The 21,378-nt window shown below is 72.8% G+C and carries 8 protein-coding genes and 1 pseudogene; 4 read left to right on the top strand and 5 right to left on the bottom strand.

The genetic code is table 11. The annotated features are described in order from the left end of the window. Positions 1-1,011: 1,011 nt before the first annotated feature. Entirely contained in the window at positions 1,012-1,728 is a 717-nt protein-coding gene (locus tag ISO16_RS04120; RefSeq protein ID WP_006936541.1) for a hypothetical protein, read from the top strand. After that, on the top strand, positions 1,725-3,077 hold the full coding sequence (locus ISO16_RS04115) for a nitroreductase/quinone reductase family protein (RefSeq protein WP_072635346.1): 1,353 nt from the start codon (positions 1,725-1,727) through the stop codon (positions 3,075-3,077). The genes ISO16_RS04120 and ISO16_RS04115 overlap by 4 nt, the downstream gene beginning before the upstream one ends. A gap of 364 nt (positions 3,078-3,441) precedes the next feature. Here ISO16_RS04115 and ISO16_RS04110 read toward each other — a convergent pair whose 3' ends face one another. Then, the gene (locus tag ISO16_RS04110) at positions 3,442-4,908 is read right to left on the bottom strand and encodes a CYTH and CHAD domain-containing protein (protein WP_072635345.1); all 1,467 of its coding nucleotides are present in this window, start codon (positions 4,906-4,908) and stop codon (positions 3,442-3,444) included. 662 nt (positions 4,909-5,570) lie between these two features. On the opposite strand from ISO16_RS04110, the gene ISO16_RS04105 reads away from it, so the two are divergent. Further along, positions 5,571-6,410 carry an alpha/beta fold hydrolase gene (locus ISO16_RS04105; RefSeq protein ID WP_170914095.1) on the top strand — a complete coding sequence of 280 codons (840 nt, stop codon included), beginning with the start codon at positions 5,571-5,573 and terminating at the stop codon, positions 6,408-6,410. Positions 6,411-6,493: 83 nt separating this feature from the next. Here ISO16_RS04105 and ISO16_RS04100 read toward each other — a convergent pair whose 3' ends face one another. From ISO16_RS04100 to ISO16_RS04085, 4 genes and pseudogenes are all read right to left on the bottom strand, one after another. Then, positions 6,494-7,138 (bottom strand): hypothetical protein, encoded by a 645-nt coding sequence (locus ISO16_RS04100; protein ID WP_029543921.1) that lies wholly within the window; start codon positions 7,136-7,138, stop codon positions 6,494-6,496. A gap of 239 nt (positions 7,139-7,377) precedes the next feature. Further along, the gene (locus ISO16_RS04095) at positions 7,378-7,833 is read right to left on the bottom strand and encodes a universal stress protein (protein WP_080688533.1); all 456 of its coding nucleotides are present in this window, start codon (positions 7,831-7,833) and stop codon (positions 7,378-7,380) included. 302 nt (positions 7,834-8,135) lie between these two features. Further along, complete coding sequence (locus ISO16_RS04090; protein ID WP_072635344.1) at positions 8,136-8,636, bottom strand: DUF427 domain-containing protein; 501 nt, start codon at positions 8,634-8,636, stop codon at positions 8,136-8,138. Positions 8,637-8,873: 237 nt separating this feature from the next. Next, positions 8,874-10,163, bottom strand: a pseudogene (locus ISO16_RS04085) (aldehyde dehydrogenase family protein). Between the two features lie 607 nt (positions 10,164-10,770). On the opposite strand from ISO16_RS04085, the gene ISO16_RS04080 reads away from it, so the two are divergent. Then, positions 10,771-21,330 carry a type I polyketide synthase gene (locus ISO16_RS04080; RefSeq protein ID WP_072635343.1) on the top strand — a complete coding sequence of 3,520 codons (10,560 nt, stop codon included), beginning with the start codon at positions 10,771-10,773 and terminating at the stop codon, positions 21,328-21,330. The last annotated feature ends 48 nt before the right edge of the window (positions 21,331-21,378 follow it).

Below are 21,378 nucleotides of genomic sequence, written 5' to 3'. Positions count from 1 at the left end.
GTCGAATGCCCTGATCATATCCCCGTGGGATCGGAGGCGGGGCGATCGAACGGACGACCAGCGGCCTGTCCATCGAGGGAGCGGGCATTGTCGGCGGGCACTCACGCCTGGGTCGCATGTTCCCCGAGAACCATTGTGCGGCAGCAGAACCCGACTCGCCGGCCTACGCGTCCGCGTCGCGGCGGCGTCCGCCGCGACGCCGAAGTCGGCTGTCGGCCGGTTGTCGGCCCCGGTTGGCCATTCGCCGATACGCGTGACGCACCGCCTTCTCAGCGGACGCTCAGCGAGCGGTTGGCCGCGCGGCGGCGACGTCGGTGTGTTGCTGCACCCCAGAGCTGGAGCTGGTACGAGGGGCCTCGTCTGTCGCCAGGATTCGGCGCGGAACGGGTCCTCGAGGATGATCGGGTATCCGGGGACAGGACTGTTCACCTCGTCTTGGCCGGCGATGGTGTATCCGGCAGTTCGGGGCCGGCGGGGACCGGGTCCGGGCGTCGGGCGGGTTTGACGCCGCTCGAGGCTCGGAGGGCACCGTGCAGCGTCACCCGCAGCGGATTCTGGGCGGCGTGTGCGAGGAGGGTGTGGAACTCGACGTCGAACTTCGATGACTCATCCGATGAGAGCGATTCGCTTCCCCGACCTGCCGTCGACCTCCCTGACCACGCTGCAGGAACTGGACTTTCACCCACCACGGCAGTCATGACCGCGTCTGCGCACACCGCACTCCCGCGGTGGAAGGCGGGACCAGCCCGCAGCTGGGCGGCGTTCCCGCTCGCCGCCTGTAGTGGCGGTTTCTGGGGTCGTGTGGCTTCTTCGGCAGATCGGCACGAGATCTCGTGCCGATCTGCCGCGATGCGCACCTACAGTGGGTGCACCCACCGCAACCGCGGTCGGAGAAGGCGCCGTGCACACCTTCGAGGATCCGAGGTGAGAGATGACTGCATCCGAAGCCGGTTCCGCGGAATACGTAGTCGAGTCGACCGGCGCCCCCGTGACCGCCCCAGGGTGATTCGGGTGACCACCGCAGAGAACGCCGAGTCCGGCGGCAGCCGGCAGCAGGTCCGGCCGGGTGCCGCCACCGGGACCGTGGTCGCCGTGTTCGGGGCGCTGGCCGCCCTGGCCGGCATCGAGCACGGGGTCGGGGAGATGCTTCAGGGCTCGGGCCCACCGCCGGGGTGGGTGATCCGGTCCTGGCCCGAGCACGCGGCGTTCGAGGCCCTCGGCGGCGAGCCCGCCCTGACCGTGCTCCCCGACCTGCTGGTCTCCGGGGTCGTCACCGTGGTGGTGGCGACCGCGCTGGGTGCCTGGGCGATCGTCGGCGTGCACCGCCGGCACGCAGGGCCGCTGCTGCTCGGGCTGTCGTTGCTGCTGTTGGCCGTGGGCGGCGGGTTCGGGCCGCCCCTGCTGGGCATCGTCTTGGGCTTGGGCGCAGCCTGGCCGGCCGTATCCCCGCAGCACTTCGGCGCAGCCAGGCGCTCCCTGGCACGGATGTGGCCGTGGGCGCTGGGAGCCGGCGTGGTCGGCTACCTGGGATTGGTCCCGGGCACTCTGGTGATGCACGCGGTGTGGGGTTCGACGAGTCCTGCCGGGGTGTACGGGCTGATGGTGCTGGCCTTCGGCGGGGTGATCCTGGCGCTGCCGGCGGCCCGGGCCCGGGACCGGCTCGAGGCCGGGCGCGGCGTCGCGCACGCGCAACCCGGCAGCGGCCACCGCAGCAGGGGCACCCGATGACCTTCCGTGCCCGACCGCACCAGATCGCCCCCGGCGTCCACCTGCTCCGGGCCGGCCGGAGCGCCGCCGCCTCCAACGTCTACCTGATCGCGTCGGGGTCGACGTGGGCGTTGGTGGACGCGGCCTGGGCCGGCAGCGCCGAGACCATCACCGCGGCGGCGGAGTCGCTGTTCGGCACGGGCACGAAGCCGGCGGCGATTCTGCTGACCCACCTCCACCCGGATCACTCCGGGGCCGCCGGGGCCCTGGCCCGGACCTGGGGGGTGCCGGTGTACGTCCACCCCGCTGAGCTGCCGATGGCCCCGGGCCGGTACCTGCCGGAGTACACGATGCCGCTGGACCGGTGGGTGGTGATCCCGCTGATGCGGCTGCTGCCCCGGCGGACTCAGGCCCGGATCGAACAGGCGGGCAGCCTCACCGACGTGGTGCGTCCGCTGGGGCCGGGCGGCGTGGTGCCGGCGCTGCCCGACTGGCAATGGGTGCACACCCCCGGGCACACCCCGGGTCACGTGGCCTACCTGCGACGCAGCGACGGCGTGCTGATCGCCGGGGACGCCGCGGTGACCGTGGACCTGAACTCGGTCCTCGGGACGCTGACCGGCCGGCGGCGGCTCGCCGGACCACCCCGGTACACCACCTGGGACCAGCCGGCGGCGGTGCGGTCCGTCGCTGCCTTGGCGGCGCTGGAGCCGCGGGTGCTCGCTCCCGGGCACGGGCTGCCGCTGGCCACCGCAGCGGCCGAGGCACTGCACCACCTGGCCCGGAAACTGGACCGGCCTCGGGCCGGTCGGCTGCGCCGGGGGCTGCGCACGCTCCGGGTCGCTGTGGCCGCACCCCGGTACGGCGGAGCGGGCCGGTATCGGCCCCCACCGCTGGTGTACGCCCGGCTGCAGTGGCTGGGTCACGCGTTGACCCGGCTGCGGCTCAGCCCGCGATATGTCGTGACGCTCGAGGTTCCCGGGCGCCGCTCCGGTGTCGTGCGCCGGACCAACCTGGTGCTGCTGGACCACGACGGCGCGCAGTACCTGCTGTCGCTGGCCGGGCAGTCCCAGTGGGCCCGCAACGTGGGGGCCGCCGGCGGGCGCGCGATGCTGGCCCGCGGCCGCCGACGCAGGGCTGTCACGTTGGTCGAGGTGCCGGTCGCCGACCGGGCCGGCCTCCTCCGCGCCTACTTGCTGCGGGGCGGACGGCAACCCGGCAACCGACGGATCGCCCGGGAGGCGGACATGTACTTCGGCCTGGCCGGTGCACCCACCCTGGAAGAGTTGGCGGCTGTGGCACCGCGCTACCCGGTGTTCCGGGTCACCGACAGCGGACAGCCGGCCCACCAGACGAGAGCACCGCGATGACCGTCACCCGAAGAGCGGCCCCGCCCGGTACTGCGTTCCCCGACATTCGCCCACCTCCGGGGGACCTGGCGGCCCATGGCCGGCTACCGTCGCAGCCTGCTCGACGTCGAGCACCCGCCCTGTGCTCCGCCGGGGGTCGGACCCCCATCGCGGCATACGCCGCCATGCGGGTCCTGTGCGGCATCGCGGCGGTCGTCGCCATCGCCAGGTCGATCACGACCTCGCTCGGATCATGGATCGACCGACCCTCGCCGCGGTGGTGCAGTGACGGCTCCCGGGGATCGGCGCGGTGGTGCGCACGGTGACCGAGGCCGGCAGCCTCGACGAGGCGCGCCGCCGCCTCGACCGGACCAGGGGGTGCCGCTCAGGTGGCCAGGTCGGCGGCGTGGCGACGGGCCCGCTCGGCCGCCTGCAGTTCGAGCCCGTACAGCAACCCGAAGGTGAACCCGTTCTCCCCGGGTGTGGTCCCGGCCCGGGCACCGAACTCGCGCAGCAGGTCGGTGGCGACGGCGCTGTCCCGATGTTCGCCGAGGACCTGCTGGATGTTCGTGTAGCGGGCGATCTTGCGCTTCGCGCGTGTGCGGCCCAGCAGCGGGGCAGCCAACTCGACGGCGTAGCGGGCCCGCTCGGCGGCCTTGCGGGCCCGACTCGGCGCCGGCTCGTCCTCGTCGGCGGCGGCCCGCACCCGGCTCAGGGCCGTGCGTTCGGCGGTGCGCACCGCCTTCTCGATCACCCGCGCACCGTCCCCATGGTCGGTCAGCGGTGGCTGCGTGCGCCAGCGTGCCAGCGCGGCGAGCAGCATGCGATACCGGTCGGAGTCCAGGGCGCGCAGCACCTCGTCGAGGTGGCGGCGCTCGTCGGCGAGCAGATCGGCGTCGATCCGGGACGCCACCGGGCCCATCACCACTTCCGGCGGCAGTGTCTCGAGCGCGGCGGCCAGCCGGGCGCGCTGCACCTGCCGATCCCGAACATGACCGAGCAGCCCGGAATACCAAGACAATTCGGAATCGAGCCAGGTGCGTTGCGCGGGTTCGAACAGGTCCTGCCACACCCGGAGGGTGCTGCGCAGCCGCCGGATACCGACCCGGGTGGGATGTATCGGGTCCAGACCGCGGCGCAGCCACACGTCCCCCGCGCCGATCGCCTCGATCTGGGTGTCGAGGTAGGCACCGAGCATCCGCCGCGCTGTGGGGGCCTTCCCGGTGGGGGTGTGGGGGCCCGGGGCCGGGTCGGTTGCGGCGAGGGCGTGCTCGAGCTCGCTGCGGTGCGGGGCCGGTGCGGCGCCGGCGCGGGCCAGGGCCGCGGTGACGGCGGTGCGGTGCTTCTTCGTCGCCGCCGTACCGAGGTCGAGGTGGAGCTGGTGCCACTGTTCGACGGTTGCCGCCCGGCCGATCACGGTGGCCTGGACCGTCTCGACGATGATCTGCGCGAGCAGCCGGTCCTTGCGGTCGTACCACTCGTGCCGGTGCTCGCCGATGCCGAGGGTGACCGAGCGTCGCAGCGGCCGCCCGCCCGTCAGGCCCGCCACCGCCGCGGTGAGTTCGTCGGGCACGAGGTCGCTGTCGGGGGAGGCGAGGTGCAGTTCGGTGCCGAGCGTGCCGCCGGGAACGGCCAGTTCCCAGCCGGGCTCGTCGTCGGGGCCGGGATTTCGGTACCGGAGGACGCTGTCCCAGTGCCGCAGATCGCGGTCGTCGGTGTCGAGGTAGATGCTGTGGCGCTCGGGGCCGGGGTGCTCGACGTGCCGTGCCTTCGGCAGGATGTCCTGCCATCGCGGCAGGTCCCCCCGGGACGACGCGAGATACGTGGTGTGGGCGGGCGCGGACGAGGCCATGACTTCGAGTCTGTCGCATCCGGCCGGGCTTCGGCAGTGAACGCGCCGGGTTCCCGCCGCAGGATGGTCTTCGGCGGTGGGCCAATCGACGGTCGAGGATCTCCGGGAATACGTGCTACATCCGCTCGTCTGGTCACCGACTCGACCCCGGCGGCCGCGGCGACGCTGGCCGCCCTCGGCAGCACCGGGCTGGTGGACTGGCCGGTGCCGGCCGCCGTCGGGGACGGGGCACCGGCCGCGAAACGGCTGATCCCGTACCGGCCCACCACCCGAGTCCAGTCCGGTACCACCACCGCTGCTGCGCCGGCGCGGTCGTCGACGCAGCCGAAGAATGCGGCGACGGTCGCACCGAGGCCCCTGCCGACGCCGGCGACGGACCGGGCGGCCCGGCCCGATCCGGCGCGGGTGCGGTCACCGAAGCGTAAACCCCGGGTCGAACGCGCGGTGCAGTATGTGCGCGGAAGCTTTTGGGCCGATCAGGCTTTCACGCACCTGACCGAGGCACAACTGCACGTGCTGAAGTGGTGTCGCGAGATCGCGGGCACACGGATCCACGGCGCCACTGCGGTTGCTGCGGCCCCCCTTGACACCGGCGGTGCTCGGAACCGATCCTCGACCTCATTCCGCGACGGTCCCCGTCACAGCTCGAAACGGAGCATGCCATGACAACGCCCAGAGTTCCGGACATGCGCCGGTCGTACCTGCGGGTGCGGGACGTCGACCTGTACTGCGAGGACACCGGCGGTGCGGGCGAGCCGATCCTGTTCCTGCACGGGTTCTTCTTCGACGGGCGAATGTACGAGGCGCAGATCGCGGCGCTGAGGGATCGATACCGTTGCCTCACCCTCGATTTCCGGGGACAGGGCCGCTCCGGGCACGCCCGGGGCGGCTACCAGCTCGAGCAACTGACCGCCGACGTGCTCACCGTGATCCGGCGGCTCGACCTCGCACCCGCGCATCTGGTGGGGCTGTCGATGGGCGGCTTCGTCGGGATGCGCATCGGAGCGCGGGAACCGGACCAGGTGCGCTCGCTGACCCTGCTCAACACCGGCGCAACCCCGCACCCGCCCGCGAAGTACCCGCTGCACCTGGCCCTGACGGCCGTGGCCCGGCTCCTCGGGCCGTCACCTGCCCTCGTGCTGCGCGGCATCGAGAAGGAACTCTACGGCGAACCGTTCCGCACCGACCCCACCCGGGAATCCGAGCGTCAGGCGTGGCGCAGGCGGTGGGCGCAGGCCGACCGGTCGTCACTGGCGAACACGATGCTCGGCATGATGGTCCGCCCCGACATCCGGGACGAGCTCCCCGCGGTGAGCGTGCCGACGCTGATCGTCGCGGGACAACTGGATGTCGAGATGCCGCCGCATCTCTCCCGCGAAATGCACGCGCTGATCCCGGGCTCGCGACTGGTGGAACTCGACGGGGTGGGCCACAGTTCGACGCTGGAAGACCCGGCCCGGGTCGCCGGCATCCTGGAGCGCTTCCTCGCCGAGGTCGGCTGACCGAGGAGAACCCCCGGGGTGCGTGGCCGCCGGTCCGACAGGTCCGCCCCTCACCCGGGCGACATCGTCTCGACCTGCGCCTCCTAGATCGGACGGAACCCCGCCCCGGCGCCGCCCCGCGCATCGGCGTCACCGACGACGGCCGTCATGCTCGTGCCGACCTCCGGACCGAGGCAGGCAACGCTGAGATAGCCGTTCACCATGCCCACCAGCGTGGTTCCGACCACCACCGGACCTCCCGAGTCGCCGAGGTCGACGCACGTCTGCGTCCAGGTCTGCCCCGAACCGAACACATCGCCGTAGGCCACCCCGCAGGTATGCCCCGTGGTGCGGCCCTGCTTGCAGACGATGTCCGGGAACTGCGCCGGCCCCCCGATCCCCGTGATCGTCGTGTTTCCCACCCGATTCACGGGCACCACCTTCGCCGGCTCGAACACGATCACCGCGTAGTCCAAGTCCGCATCGGTGTAGGCGATCGTGCCGACCACACCGGCGTCCGGATCGGCCTCCGAGGCGACCGTTGACCCGGCGTTTCCGCAGTGCCCCGCCGTGAATCCGACCAGCCGGCCCCCGGAATCGGGGCCGATCGTGGTGAGGGTGCAGTAGTTCCGGCCGTCCATGACGATACCGGAACCGCCGCCGAGGACGGCCGGATCGGCGGCCGCTGCAACACCGGTGCCGGCGAGCAGCGACGCGCCGACGGCGAGAACGAGGATGCCGAGTCTCATGGCGGGCCTCTCCCGAAGATCGAGCGAACGAGTCGGACACGCGCAGGAACGGGAGGGTCGCGCGTACGATCCACCGCCCTCGGGCGCTGTTTCTCGATCATCCGCCGCACCGGGTGCTGTTCGCAGCGTTTTCCGGGACGAGAACATGCGGCGGGGACCGATCCGGGGAAGGGAACGACCGGACCGGCAGATCGGGGACAGCGGTGCGACGGGGGCGCGGGATCGTCGCCGCGATCGCCTCAGGGCGAGACGGGCGGAGGCGGGGTATCGCCGTGGATGACCAGCACCGGGCAGTGTGCGTGCTCGGCGCATGCGGCGCTGACCGAACCGAGCAGCAGGCCGCTGAAGCCGCCATGCCCCCGGCTTCCCACCACCAGGAACTGCGCGTCGCGGCTCTCGTCGAGCAGGACGCGCGCGGCTCCGCCGCGGCGAACCAGTTCCTGCACGGACACGCCGGGCTCGCTCCCGAGGACCCCGGTGACCGTCTCGTGCAGCATCCCGGACGTTTCCCGCTCCGGATCCCAATCGCTCGGCCAGCCTTCCGCGGCGGCCCAGGGAATCTCCCATGCCGCCACGGCGTCGACCTCGAACCCTGCCGAGCGGGCGACGAATCGTGCCCAGCGCAGTGCCCCCTTCGATGGCTCCGAACCGTCCACTCCGACCACGACGCGGCCGGTCATTCCGTCATCGGTCACGACGATCTCTCCTGCCCGGGGCGGTCGGAACGGTCGGCGCCGGGATCCTCGACGCAGGCGGCGCCGAGGGACGGTCGTTCGCCGCCGCATTCGGGTGGTACGGCTTCGTGCGGGCCGGTGCGTGACCGCCCGGGTGAACTCTCGAAGCTTGTGCCGGAAGGAAAGCTGGACTCGACCACCGCGCAGCGGGAGTGCCCTGTACCGACGCGGTGCGTATCGACATCGGAAACGATGCCCATGGACCCAGTCTATGCTCGCGCTCGCCCGCAGGTGCGCATCGGCGTCGACGTACTGCGGAGCGGTTACCAGCCCGCCGATCCGGGGATTCCCTTGAACGGGCCGACGACCGAGCTGGTGATCCAGCCGCCGTAGAACCCGCCGGGTTGCGGGACGACCTCCTCGCCGTCGACGGTGCACCGGTCGACCTGGGCGGCCATCACCGCGACGGCCCCGGCGATCGCGCGGAAGGCGGGGGTGGGATCACGGTAGGTCCATGCCGCTTTCGGCGCGACCCGCGGGTCGGTCACCAGGTCGTAGTAGCCCGCCCGGCCCTTCCACTCGCACCACGACGAGCCCGGCGTCTCCCGAAGCACCCCTTCGGCGAAGGCGTCGGCGGGAAGGTAGTAGGTCGGCGGATGGCTGGTCTCCAGTACCCGCCAGGCGCGCGTGCTCGACGCGATGGTCCGGCCGCCCAGTTCCACGGTGATCGAGCCGGTGAAGGTCTCCACGCGGGGCGGGCGCGGGTAGTCCCACACCGACTCCTGCCCGGCGGTAGGTTCGACGGGTCTCGGACGGGTTGTCACGGCGACCTCCTCGTGGTCACCTCCCCAGGGTACGGGCACGACCGCGGGGTCGGGGCTGTCGGGACCGAGGGTGCCGGGTAACCGAGTTGCGGCCCCTGCGTCCGTGGGCGACGAGTCAGGACCGCAGCAATGCACGGCTCGTCGGTTCCGAGTCGTCGAGGCCGTCCACTACGCTACCGGCCGATCCCTCCTCGGCCGTGCCGGTGCCCTCCACTCCCGACGGTGTCGGTGGAGCGCTCAGAAAAGGCGCCGCATGATCTTCAGCGCAGCTTGGGTGTAGGGCGGGTAGTTCATCGCCGGATCCTGGCGGAACGGCTTGACGAGCACCGCCTTGCGGTGACTGAGCGCCTCGAAACCGTAGCGCCCGTGGTACGCCCCCATTCCGCTGGCGCCCACGCCACCGAACGGCAGTTGTGGGGCGAGGACGTGCATGCCGACGTGGTTGACCACCACGCCACCCGCGCTGATTCGCTGCGTGATCTTCTTCTGGGTGTTCAGTGATTTGGAGAACACGTACGCTGCAAGGGGTTTGGGGCGGGCACCGATGAAGTCGAGGGCTGCGTCGACCGAGTCGACGGTGAGGATCGGCAGGATGGGCCCGAAGATCTCGTCCGTCATGACCGGGTCGTCGGGTGCCGGATCGACGATCGCGGTCGGTTCGACGGTGAGAGTGTCACGATCGCACCTGCCGCCGGTGACGATGCGTCCGGTTGTGGACTCCAGATGCGCCTCGAGCCGATCGAAGTGACGGTGGTTGACCACCCGCATCCCCGGCTGCGGTTCCTCGCTGCGGAACAGGGCGATCGTGTTGACGATCTTGTCGACGAGCCCGTCGCGGACGGACCGCTCGACCAGTACGTAGTCGGGCGCGATGCAGCTCTGTCCGGAGTTGAGGAGTTTGATCCAGGCGATGCGCCGCGCGGTGACCTCGAGATCGGCGTCCTCGGCGACGATGACCGGAGACTTGCCACCGAGTTCGAGGATCACCGGCGTGAGCTGCGGGGCGGCGGCGGCCATGATCTTGCGGCCCACCTCGGTGCCGCCGGTGTACAGGGCGAGATCGAATCCCTGCGCGAGCAGGCTCTGGGTGAGCTCGGCATCGCCTTCGGTGACCACGACGGCCTCCGGGTCGAGGTACTGCGGAATCAGCCGGGCGAGCAGCGCGGACGTGGCGGGGGCCAGCTCCGACGGTTTGATCACGGCACAGTTTCCGGCGGCCACTGCCGCGACGAGCGGACCGAGCGTCAGATACACCGGGTAGTTCCACGGTGCGATGATCAGGACCACTCCCATCGGCTCGTACTGCACCCAGCCGAGTGCGGGAAACTGGTTGATCGACAAGGACTTCGGTCGAGGAAGCATCCATCACCGGACCCGCTTGCGGGCGTAGGCGGCTTCGGCCCGAGTGGAAGCGACGTCGCCGAGCCAGGCTTCGACCGCGTTTCGGCCCAGGTCCTCCTGCAGGGCGGCCGCAATCTCGGCTTCGCGCTCGTCGGCGAGTTTCTCGATGCCGCGGAGCTGGCGGATGCGCTATCCGGCATCGCGCGTGCGTCCGGTCGCGTAGGCCTTCCGCAGTCGGGTCAGGAGTTCGGTCGATGTGTCGGTGGATGTGACGGTCATGTGGTCCTCCAGGCGGAAGTCGAGGGTGGATGTGCGGTCGGCCTGTCGCGGCGGAACGGCGAATGGGCGGACGGCGGCACGGGGGCCGGGGCGGGGTCGTCGACGACAGAGCCTCGGGCGCGGGTCGTGGGGATGCGCCGGCGCAAGCGGCACCCGGACGGTGGCCCGAGCCCGCGGCGGCGGGTGGCACCGAATCGGGCGGTGCCGCGCCGACGCGGTGCCCCGACATCCGGAGCGATGCCCATCGCCACAGTCTAGGACCCGCTGGTGCCTGCGGATACGTGTCGGCCGATTACGTGTTCAGTGCACGGCAGGAGCCCGACGGGCAACTCGATCGGAAGGCCTCGGAGGTCGCCGAGCGCTCCGGACGGTATGCGTCCGAGGCGTGCCCACAGTCGTCTCGCACGACGCACCGGTCACGATCGCACGAGCAGATCGCTGTGTCCGGGTGGGGGCGGCGGATACCATCGAGTTCTCGGCGCTGGCACGACGGCTCTCGGATTGGAGCTCGATTATGGCCGATGACGCGAAGCTCCTCGACTATCTGAAACGGGTGACCGCAGAGCTCTATCAGGCCCGGGAGAAGCTCCGCGAGGTCGAGGGGGTGAGTCGCGAACCGATCGCCGTCGTCGGGATGGGGTGCCGGTTCCCCGGCGGCGTCCGCTCCCCTCAGGATCTGTGGCGCCTGGTGGAATCCGGTTCGGAGACCGTCTCCGGGTTCCCCACGGACCGGGGTTGGGAAGCGGCGGATCTCTACGATCCGACGGGCCGGCAGGCCGGCAGGACGTACACGGTGCAAGGTAGCTTTCTCGACGATGCAGCGGGTTTCGACCCGGAGGTCTTCGGAATCTCACCTCGCGAAGCACTGGCGATGGACCCGCAGCAGCGACTCCTGCTCGAGACGAGCTGGGAGACCTTCGAGCACGCCGGCATCGATCCGCGGTCCGTGCACGGCAGGCAGATCGGCGTCTTCACCGGTCTGTCCGGAATCGACTACTCGGCACGGGCGGGCGGCGCCCCGCCCGAGGAACTCGCGGGCTACTTCATCACCGGCACCGCGATGAGTGTCGCCTCCGGCCGTGTCGCATACAGCTTCGGACTGAACGGACCCGCGATCACCGTCGACACGGCATGCTCGTCGTCCCTGGTGTCCGTCCACCTCGCCATGCAGGCACTGCGCAACGGCGAGTGCGAACTCGCCCTGGCCGGCGGGGCGACCGTCATGTCGACGCCCGCGGTGTTCGTCGAGTTCAGCCGGCAGCGTGGACTGGCCCACGACGGGCGCTGTAAGGCGTTCTCCGCCGCGGCCGACGGTACGGCGTGGGGCGAAGGCGCCGCGATCCTCGCGCTGGAACGCCTGTCCGACGCCGAGCGCAACGACCGCCGGATCCTCGCCGTCGTCCGCGGCAGCGCGGTGAACCAGGACGGCGCCAGCAACGGCCTGACCGCCCCGAGCAAGCAGGCCCAGGAACGGGTGATCCGGCAGGCCCTGACCGACGCCGGACTCGGCCCGGCCGACGTCGACGCGGTCGAAGCCCACGGCACCGGCACCACGCTGGGCGATCCCATCGAGGCGTCCGCCCTGCTGGCCGGCTATGGCCGCGATCGGCCCCCCGACCGGCCGTTGTGGCTCGGCTCGGTGAAGTCGAACCTCGGGCACACCCAGGCAGCCGCCGGAGTGGCCGGAGTGATCAAGATGATCATGGCGATGCGGCACGGTGTGCTGCCGAGAACGCTGCACATCGACCGCCCCACCCCCCACGTCGAATGGTCCGCCGGATCGGTGTCCCTGCTCACCGAGAACCGGGAATGGCCGGCGACCGACCGGCCCCGCCGGGCGGCGGTCTCCTCGTTCGGCATCAGCGGCACGAACGCCCACGTCGTGCTGGAGCGGCCGACCCCACCGCCGGACGCTGCGCCCACCGACGGGATCGACGGATCGGACGACGTCGTGGCCTGGTTCGTGTCGGGCCACACCGAACCGGCGCTGCGCGCGCAGGCCCACAGGCTGCGGGACTACGTCGCCGACCACCCCGAGCTGACACCCGCCCAGGTGGCCGGCCCGCTGCTGACCTCCCGCGCGACCTTCGACCACCGTGCCGCCGTGCTCGGTACCGACCGGACGGCCCTGCTGTCCGGTCTCGACGCGCTCGGCCGAGGCGCCCCCGACCCCGGTGTGATCACCGGCGTGGCGGTCGAGGCGGGCGACCGGCCGGTGTTCGTCTTTCCCGGGCAGGGCGCGCAGTGGGTGGGCATGGCCACCGAACTGCTGGAGTCCTCCCCGGTGTTCGCCGACAGCCTGCGCGAGTGCGCCGACGCCCTGGCCCCGCACACCGGGTTCGCGCTGCTCGACGTGCTCCGCGACCGCGATCCGGCGGCCCTGGACCGGGCCGACGTCGTGCAACCCGCGCTGTTCGCGGTGATGGTCGGTCTTGCGCGGCTGTGGCACGCACACGGCGTCGAACCGGCGGCCGTGGTCGGGCACTCGCAGGGCGAGATCGCCGCCGCCCACGTCGCCGGCGCGCTGACCCTGCCCGACGCGGCGCTCGTCGTCGCGGCCCGCAGCCGGGTGATCACGGAATCGGCCCGGCGCGGCGGTGGCATGGCGTCGGTGGGTCTGCCGGCGGACGCGGTGCGGCAGCAGATCGAACCCTGGGCCGGGACCGTCGAGGTGGCGGCGATCAACGGTCCGGCCGCCACGGTCGTGTCCGGCCCCGGCGACGCCCTCGAGGTACTGGTCGCGCGGTGGCAGGCCGACGGTGTCCAGGCCCGGCGCATCACCGTCGACTACGCCTCCCACTGCGCGGACGTCTCGGTGCTGCGCAGGCCCATTCTCGACGCTCTCGCCCCGATCACCCCGCAGCGTTCGCGGATCCCGTTCTACTCGACGGTGAGCGGGGACATGATGGACGGCACCGCACTCGACGCCGACTACTGGTACCGGAACCTGCGCCGGCCGGTGCGCTTCGAGGACGCGACGAGATCTCTGGCCCGCGACGGGTATCGGCTGTTCGTCGAGTCGGGGAGCCATCCGGTCCTGACCGTGCCGCTGCAGGAGACCCTGGACGCGGCCGGCATCGCGGGTCGCGCCCTCGGCACCCTCCGGCGCGACCGGGCAGGCCTGCGCCAGTTCACCACCGCCCTCGCCGAGGCACACGTGTCCGGGGCGCACATCGAGTGGGACCGGGTCGGGTGGGCTCGCCGCGCCGGTCACCGGCCGTGGGTGGACCTGCCCACGTATGCCTTCCAGCATCGCCGCTACTGGCTCGACGGGGGCGCGCCGCAACGTGATGCCGCCGCAGCCGGCATGGATGCCGGGGACCACCCGATGCTCGCCGCCTCGGTCGAACTCGGCGACGGTCGCGGCGCGGTGTTCACGGGCGTGCTGTCGCCGCACCGACTGCCGTGGCTGAACGAGCACGCCGTGGACGGCACCGTGGTGCTGCCCGGCACGGCGTTCGTCGAACTCGCCTTGCACGCCGGGCATCGCGCCGGCTGCAGCCGCCTCGCGGAACTCACCCTCGAGACGCCCGCGACGGTTCCCACCGGTGGGGAGCTCGCGGTGCAGGTCGCCGTCCTCACCGCCGACGACGCCGGGCACCGCACGGTGTCGGTGCACTCCCGCCCGGCGGACGCCCCGGCGCGGACACCGTGGACCCGGCACGCCGTCGGCACACTCACGGGCGCGGTGCACACCGCGCAGGTTCCGATCCGGCAGTGGCCCCCGGCCGATGCGACGCCGATCGACGTGAGCGGTCTGTACGACGCGCTCGACGAGACCGGATACGGGTACGGGACGGTCTTCCGGGGCCTGCGCGCGGCGTGGCGCCGCGGTGACGACCTGTACGGAGAGGTGCGCCTGGCGGGAGAGGACCCCGCCGCGGCGGTCGCCGGGTACGGGATCCATCCGGCGGTGTTCGACGCGGCGCTGCACCTGATCGCGCTCGCCGCCGCCGCGGCCGGCGCCCGCGACCTGCGACTGCCGTTCGCATGGGACGACGTGCAACTGCACGCCGTGGGTGCCACCGCCCTGCGCGTACACATCGCCCCGACCGGACCCGAACGGTACCGGGTGGCCGCGTACGACACCGCCGGCAAGCCCGTGCTGACCGCGCGCTCGCTGGCGCTGCGGCCGTTCGCAGGTCCGCGGGCGCCGGCCACCGCGACCGGCACCGGCCTCTACCGCGTGGAATGGATCCCGGTCGAGGCCGGCGCGGCCCCGACGGCGGATCTCGCCACGCTCGGGGAGGCACTCACCGGCGGCGATCCCGCCGGCCGCACCCTGCTGCTGGCCGGGGAACCGGACGGCGAATCCGACGTGCCGACGCGCGCGCACGCCGCCGCGGAGGCGGCGTTGCGGGCGGTACAGGCCTGGCTCGCCGACGAGCGCCTCGCCGAGACCCGACTGCTGGTGACGACGCGCCGCGCCGTGGCGGTCACCGACGACGAACCGATCGACGTCGGCGCCGCGCCCGTGTGGGGGCTGATCGGTGCGGTGCAGAACGAACACCCGGACCGGATCACCCTGGTGGACCTGGACCGGCCGCCCGGTGACCTGCCCGATCCCACCGTGCTGTCCGCGGCCCTGGCCTGCGACGAACCACAACTGGCGGTCCGCGCCGGGACACTCCTCGCGCCCGTGCTCGCGGCGGTGCCGACCGCCACCGACGCAGCCGCGGATCCGGTGCCGTTCGGCCCCGACGGCACCGTCGTCGTCACCGGCGGCACCGGAACCATCGGCCGGCTCGTCGCCCGTCACCTCGTGCGGCGGTACGGGGTGCGCCGGCTCGTGCTGACCGGCCGACACGCGGTCCGCGCCGAGCGGGCGACGGACCTGCGCGCCGAGTTCGCCGAGGCGGGCGCCGAGATCCGCGCCGTGACCTGCGACGTGGCCGATCGAGCCGCGGTGGCGGCCCTGCTCGCCGCCGTCCCCGACCTGTCGGGTGTCGTCCACGCCGCCGGGGTGCTCGACGACGCCACCGCCGCCACCTTGACTCCGGACCAGTTGCACGCCGTCCTGCGCCCCAAGGTGGACGGTGCGTGGCATCTGCACGAGCTCACCCGCGATCGCGGTCTCGCGGCGTTCGTGCTGTTCTCCTCCGCGGCGGGTGTTCTCGGCGGCGCCGGCCAGGCGAACTACGCGGCGGCCAACGTCTTCCTCGACGCGCTCGCGCAGCACCGCCGCGCCGAGGGACTGCCGGGACTGTCCCTGGCCTGGGGACTGTGGGACCGCCCCAGCGGGATGACCTCCCATCTGAATGCGGCCGATCTGGATCGGCTCCAGCGCACCGGCATAGACACCCTCACCCCGGAAGCGGGGCTGGCCCTGTTCGATGCGGCGCTCGCCGCGAACCGTCCGTTGACGGTGCCGATACGGCTCTCGGCACCCGCCCGCCGCTCCGACGGCGAGGCCCTCCCCCCGATCCTGCGCCGAGTGCTCGGCACGTCCCGTCGGCGCGCCGCGGCCGCCCCGTCGGCCCCCGGCCTCGCCGACGAACTGCGGGCGCTCGACCCCGCCGGGCGGCACGCCCGGGTCCTCGAAATCGTCACCACGCACGTCGCGGCGGTACTCGGCCACGACGGGAAGGAGGCCATCGATCCGGAACGGGCCTTCAAGCAACTCGGCTTCGACTCGCTCACCGCGGTGCAGCTACGCAACCAGTTGACGACGGCCACCGGGGTGCGGCTGGCCGCGACGGTGGTGTTCGACCACCCCACCGCGGACGCGCTCGCCCGCGAGATCGCGGCACGGCTGCTCGGCCCCGAGGACACCCCGCAACCGACCCGCACGGCGCGCCGGCGCCACGACGACGACCCGATCGCGATCGTGGGGATGGCCTGCCGATACCCCGGCCAGGTCTCCTGCCCGGACGAGCTGTGGCGCCTCGTCCGCGACGGCCGCGACGCGGTGGGCGCGTACCCCGACAACCGCGGCTGGAACCTCGACGAGGTGTACCACCCGGATCCCGAGCGCAGCGGCACGACCTACATGCGGGCCGGCGGATTCCTCTACGACGCCGACCGGTTCGACGCCGCGTTCTTCGGGATCAGCCCCCGCGAGGCCGTCGCGATGGATCCGCAGCACCGACTGCTGCTCGAAAGCGCCTGGGAAGCACTGGAATACGCGGGAATCCCGCCGAACTCGCCCGGGCTCACCGACACCGGCGTGTACGTCGGAATGATGGGCGGCGACTACGGATTCCACCTCATGACCCGGCGGAGCACCGACGCCGAAGGCTATCTCATGACGGGCACCAGCAACAGCGTGGCCTCCGGGCGGATCGCCTACTCGCTCGGCTTCACCGGTCCCGCGGTCACCGTCGACACGGCGTGTTCGTCGTCCTTGGTGGCGCTGCACCTGGCGGCGCGGGCCCTGCGCGACGGCGAATGCACCCTCGCGCTGGCCGGTGGGGCGACGGTGATGGCGACCCCCGGCGTGCTGATCGAATTCAGCCGCCAGCGCGGACTCGCCCCGGACGGGCGGTGCAAACCGTTCTCCGATCGAGCGGACGGCACCGGGCTCAGCGAGGGCGCGGGCATGGTCGTGCTCGAGCGGCTGAGCGACGCCCAGCGCCACGGTCACCGGGTGCTGGCACTGATCCGCGGCTCCGCGGTCAATCAGGACGGCGCTTCGAATGGCCTGACCGCCCCGAACGGTCCGTCGCAGGAACGGGTGATCCGGCAGGCGCTGGCCGACGCTGCCCTCGACCCCGCCGACATCGACGCGGTGGAGGCCCACGGCACCGGCACGACACTCGGCGACCCGATCGAAGCCCAGGCGTTGCTGGCCACCTACGGTCAGCAACGCGACGGCCGGCCGCTGTGGCTGGGGTCGGTCAAGTCGAACATCGGCCACTCCCAGGCGGCGGCCGGGGTGGCCGGCGTGATCAAGATGGTGATGGCGATGCGACACGGTGTGCTGCCGCCGAGCCTGCACAGCGACGCCCCGACCCGGCACGTCGACTGGACCTCCGGCGAGGTCGCGCTGCTCGCCGACGCGGTGGCATGGCCGCAGACCGGGCGCCCCCGCCGCGCCGGCGTCTCCTCGTTCGGCATCAGCGGCACCAACGCCCACATGATCCTCGAGCAGCCGCCCGACGTCGCCGCACCGGCGGCCCCGCCGCGGTCGGCGTCGCCCCTGGTGTGGGTGCTCTCCGCCAAGACCGACGAGGCGCTGCGCGCGCAGGCCGCCCGGCTGACGGACGTCCTCGACAGGGACGCCCTCGACACGGGGGCCCCGCCGGATCCGGCCGATCTCGCCTACTCGCTGGCCACCACCCGGTCCGGCTTCACGCACCGCGCCGCCGTGACCGGCGAGACGCTCGCCGACCTACGCGACGGCCTGGCCCGCCTCGCCGAGGGACGCGCAGGCGGCAACGCCGTCGCCGGGACGAGCGCCCGCGGGAGGACGGCATTCATGTTCACCGGCCAGGGCGCGCAGCGGATCGGAATGGGCCGCGGCCTCTACGACACCTACCCGGTGTTCGCCCGGGCCCTGGACGAGACCTGCGCCGCCCTCGACGAGCACGTCGACACCCCGATACGGCAGGTGATCTGGGGCGACGCGGACGAAGCCGCCGCGAGACTCGACCGCACCGAGTACACCCAGCCGGCCCTGTTCGCCGTCGAGGTCGCCCTCTACCGACTACTGCGGGAATGGGGCCTCACCCCCGACTACCTGATCGGACATTCGATCGGAGAACTCACCGCGGCCCACGTCGCGGGCGTGTTCAGCCTGCCCGACGCCGCCGCCCTGGTGGCCGCGCGCGGACGGCTGATGCAGGCCACCGCCCCCGGGGCGATGATCGCCGTCCGGGCCCGCCCGGAGGACGTCCGGTCGCGGATCGACGGCCGAGTCGACCTTGCCGCGGTGAACGGCGCCGAATCCGTGGTGCTCGCGGGAGCTGCAGCCGACGTGCACGCCGTCGCTGCCGAACTGTCCACCGCGGGAATCGCGGTCACCACGCTGCAGGTCGAACGCGCGTTCCATTCGGCGCTGATGGACCCCGTCCTCGACGAGTTCACCACCGTCGTGTCGCGGCCGGCGGCGCAGCCGCCGACGATCCCCGTCGTCTCCACTCTCACCGGGCGCGTCGCCACGGCCGAGGAACTGACGTCGCCGCAGTACTGGCGCCGGCACATCCGCCGAGCCGTGCGCTTCCACGACGGCATGCGCACCCTCGCCGAACTCGGCGTCTCCCGCTGCGTCGAGATCGGACCCGGCGCGGCCCTGGCCGCTCACGCCGCCGAGGTCGTCCCGCACCCGATCGCCACGTTGCCCGGGCGCGGGGACGACGCACGGGGCTTCGTCGAGGCGGTCGCCGCTGCGTCCGTGCAGGGCCTGGCGATCGACTGGGATCGGGTACTGCCCGGCCGCCGCCGGGTGGACCTGCCCACGTACGCCTTCCGGCGTCGCTCCTTCTGGCCGTCGGCGCCCGCACGCACCAGCGGTGATCCGACGGAGTTGGGGTTGAGCCCGGCGGACCATCCGCTGCTCGGCGCGGCCGTGACCCTCGACGACGACACCACCGTGTTCACCGGAGCGCTGTCCCGGCACCGGGATTCGTCGCTCGCGGCGCCGCAGCCCGGCGATCCGCCGACCGACGCTCCGCAGACCCTGGTACCGGCCGTCCTGGTCGAGCTGACCCTGCACGCCGCCCACCACGTCGGGTGCGACCGCATCGCCGCTCTCACGCTGCACCACGCGCTGGGCCTGCCGGCCGAGGGGTCGCTGCCGATCCGGGTGCTCGTGTCACCGGCCGGTGAGGACGGCGCGCGCACCGTTACCGTCTCGTCGAACATGGGACCGGCCGACGGCCCCTGGGTGCGGAACGCGTCGGCGACCGTCGACGACGTGCTCGCCGCGCAGCCGGACCGGCTCCCGGGCGACATCATGACCGAGGTGCGCCTCGACGACGGCGTCGACCCGAGCGGCTTCGGGATCCATCCGCAACTGCTGCAGGCGGCGCTCGACCCCGTCTTCGGGCCGGACGACTGGCCGCTGACCTGGTCGGGAACCCGGCTGCACCGCACCGGTGCGCAGGCGGTGTCGGTGCGGTGCGCGACGGGCGAGGACGGGCGGTACCGCGTCGACGCCACCGATGCCGACGGCGCGCCGGTGCTGACCGTCGAGGCGCTGCACGTGGTGCCCCGGACGGGCGACGGGGCCGGCGCGGGCCCGTCCGGCGCGCGGCGACTGCACCGCCTGGCATGGACCCGAATCGACGACCTCCCGTCCGAGCCGCCGCCCGGCCCGATGGTGGTACTCGGCGCCGCGGATCTGGAATCGACCTTGTCGCGCTGTCCCGACGCGGCGGCGCTGCGCACCGCGAGGGCAGCCACGCCCGACGACGGGCGGCCCTGGACGGTGCTGGTGGGGTGCGGCACCGACGGCGACCCGGGCCCGGAGGCGACCCACCACCTGTGCGCCCGGACGCTGCGACTGCTGCAGGACTGGCTCGACGACGCCGAGTTCGCCGACAGTGTGCTGGTGGTCGTCACCCGCAACGCGACGGCCACCGGCGAGGAGGGCGAAGGGGTCGACATCGACCTCGCGGCCGCCGCCGTGTGGGGTCTGGTGGGCTCCGCGCAGAACGAGAACCCCGGGCGGTTCGTGCTGCTCGACCTCGACCGGGAGACGGACGTCGACACGGCGATCACGTCGGCCCTGGCCAGCAGGGAACCGCAGGTCGCGGTCCGGGGCCGGGCCGTGCTCGTGCCCCGCCTGCGGCGCATACCGGCCGTGCAGCGATCCGGTCCGCTGTTCGACCCCCGCGGCACCGTGCTCGTCACCGGCGGCACCGGCACCGTGGGAGGATCGGTGGCGCGCCATCTCGTCAGCACGCACGGGGCGCGGCATCTGGTGCTGACCAGCCGACGCGGACCCGACGCCGACGGAAGCGACCGGCTACGCCGCGAACTGCGCGATGCGGGCGCCGAGGTGCGCATCGTCGCCTGCGACACCGCCGACGCGGCGGCACTGGCCGGTCTGCTGGCCCGGATCCCCGCCGAGCACCCCCTGACCGCGGTGATCCACGCGGCCGGAGTCCTCGACGACGCCACCCTCACCTCGCTCACCCCCGACCGGCTCGACGCGGTGCTGCGGCCGAAAGTCGACGCGGCCTGGCACCTGCACCGGCTGACCGCCGGGGTCCACGCCTTCGTGCTGTTCTCGTCGCTCGCCGGTGTGCTCGGCGCGCCCGGGCAGGGGAACTACGCGGCGGCGAACCGGTTCCTCGACGCCCTCGCCCAGCATCGGCGAGCCCACGGCCGGCCCGCGGTCTCGATCGCGTGGGGCATGTGGGCACCGCCGAGCGCCATGACCGGCAGGCTCGGCGCGGTGGATCTCGCCCGGGCCCGCCGTAGCGGCCTGGTTCCGATGAGCGAGGCCGACGGCCTGGACCTGTTCGACAGCGCCCTGGCGTCCGACCTCTCCGCCGTGGTGGGGGCTCGGTTCGAGCACCCCGGTGCGGCCGCGACGTCCGTTCCCGCTCCGCTGCGGGGACTGGTGCGGCAAGCGCGGCCGCGCGCGGCCGGCTCGGGGTCGGCGTTGTCCGGACCGAACGGATCAGGGCCGTTGGAGTGGGCGCAGCGGCTCACGGACCGGTCGGTGCCCGAACAGCGGCACCTCGTGCTGGAGCTGGTGCGAGCCGGAGCTGCCGCAGTCCTCGGCCACGACGCGTCGGACTCGGTCGATCCCGACCAGGCGTTCAAGGAACTCGGCTTCGACTCGCTCGCGGCGGTGGCCTTGCGCAACCATCTCGGTGCCGCGACCGGTCTGCGGTTACCGCCGACGGTGGTGTTCGATCACCCAAGTCCCCGGGCCGTCGCCGAGTTCCTGCGCGCGGAGCTGGTCCCGGACCCGGTGTCGGTGGCCGTCGCCGGGATCGACCGCCTGCAGGCGGTCGTCGCCGACCTCGGCGCCGACGACGAGGCACGCGCGGCGGTCGCGCAGCGGCTCGAAGCCCTGCTCGCCGACCTCGCGGGAGCCGAGCGGGGCCGCGCCGACACGGTGGACAGGATTCACGCCGCGACCGGTGACGAGATCCTCGACATCATCGACCGGGGTCTGTGAGCCGACGAGCAATCTCCCGGTGACCGCCGGGAAGCGGTCTGCGCAGTG

The organism is Rhodococcus sp. M8 (assembly GCF_015654185.1).
GTDB classification, from domain to species: domain Bacteria; phylum Actinomycetota; class Actinomycetes; order Mycobacteriales; family Mycobacteriaceae; genus Rhodococcus; species Rhodococcus aetherivorans.
This window is presented reverse-complemented; position numbering and strand designations above follow the sequence as displayed.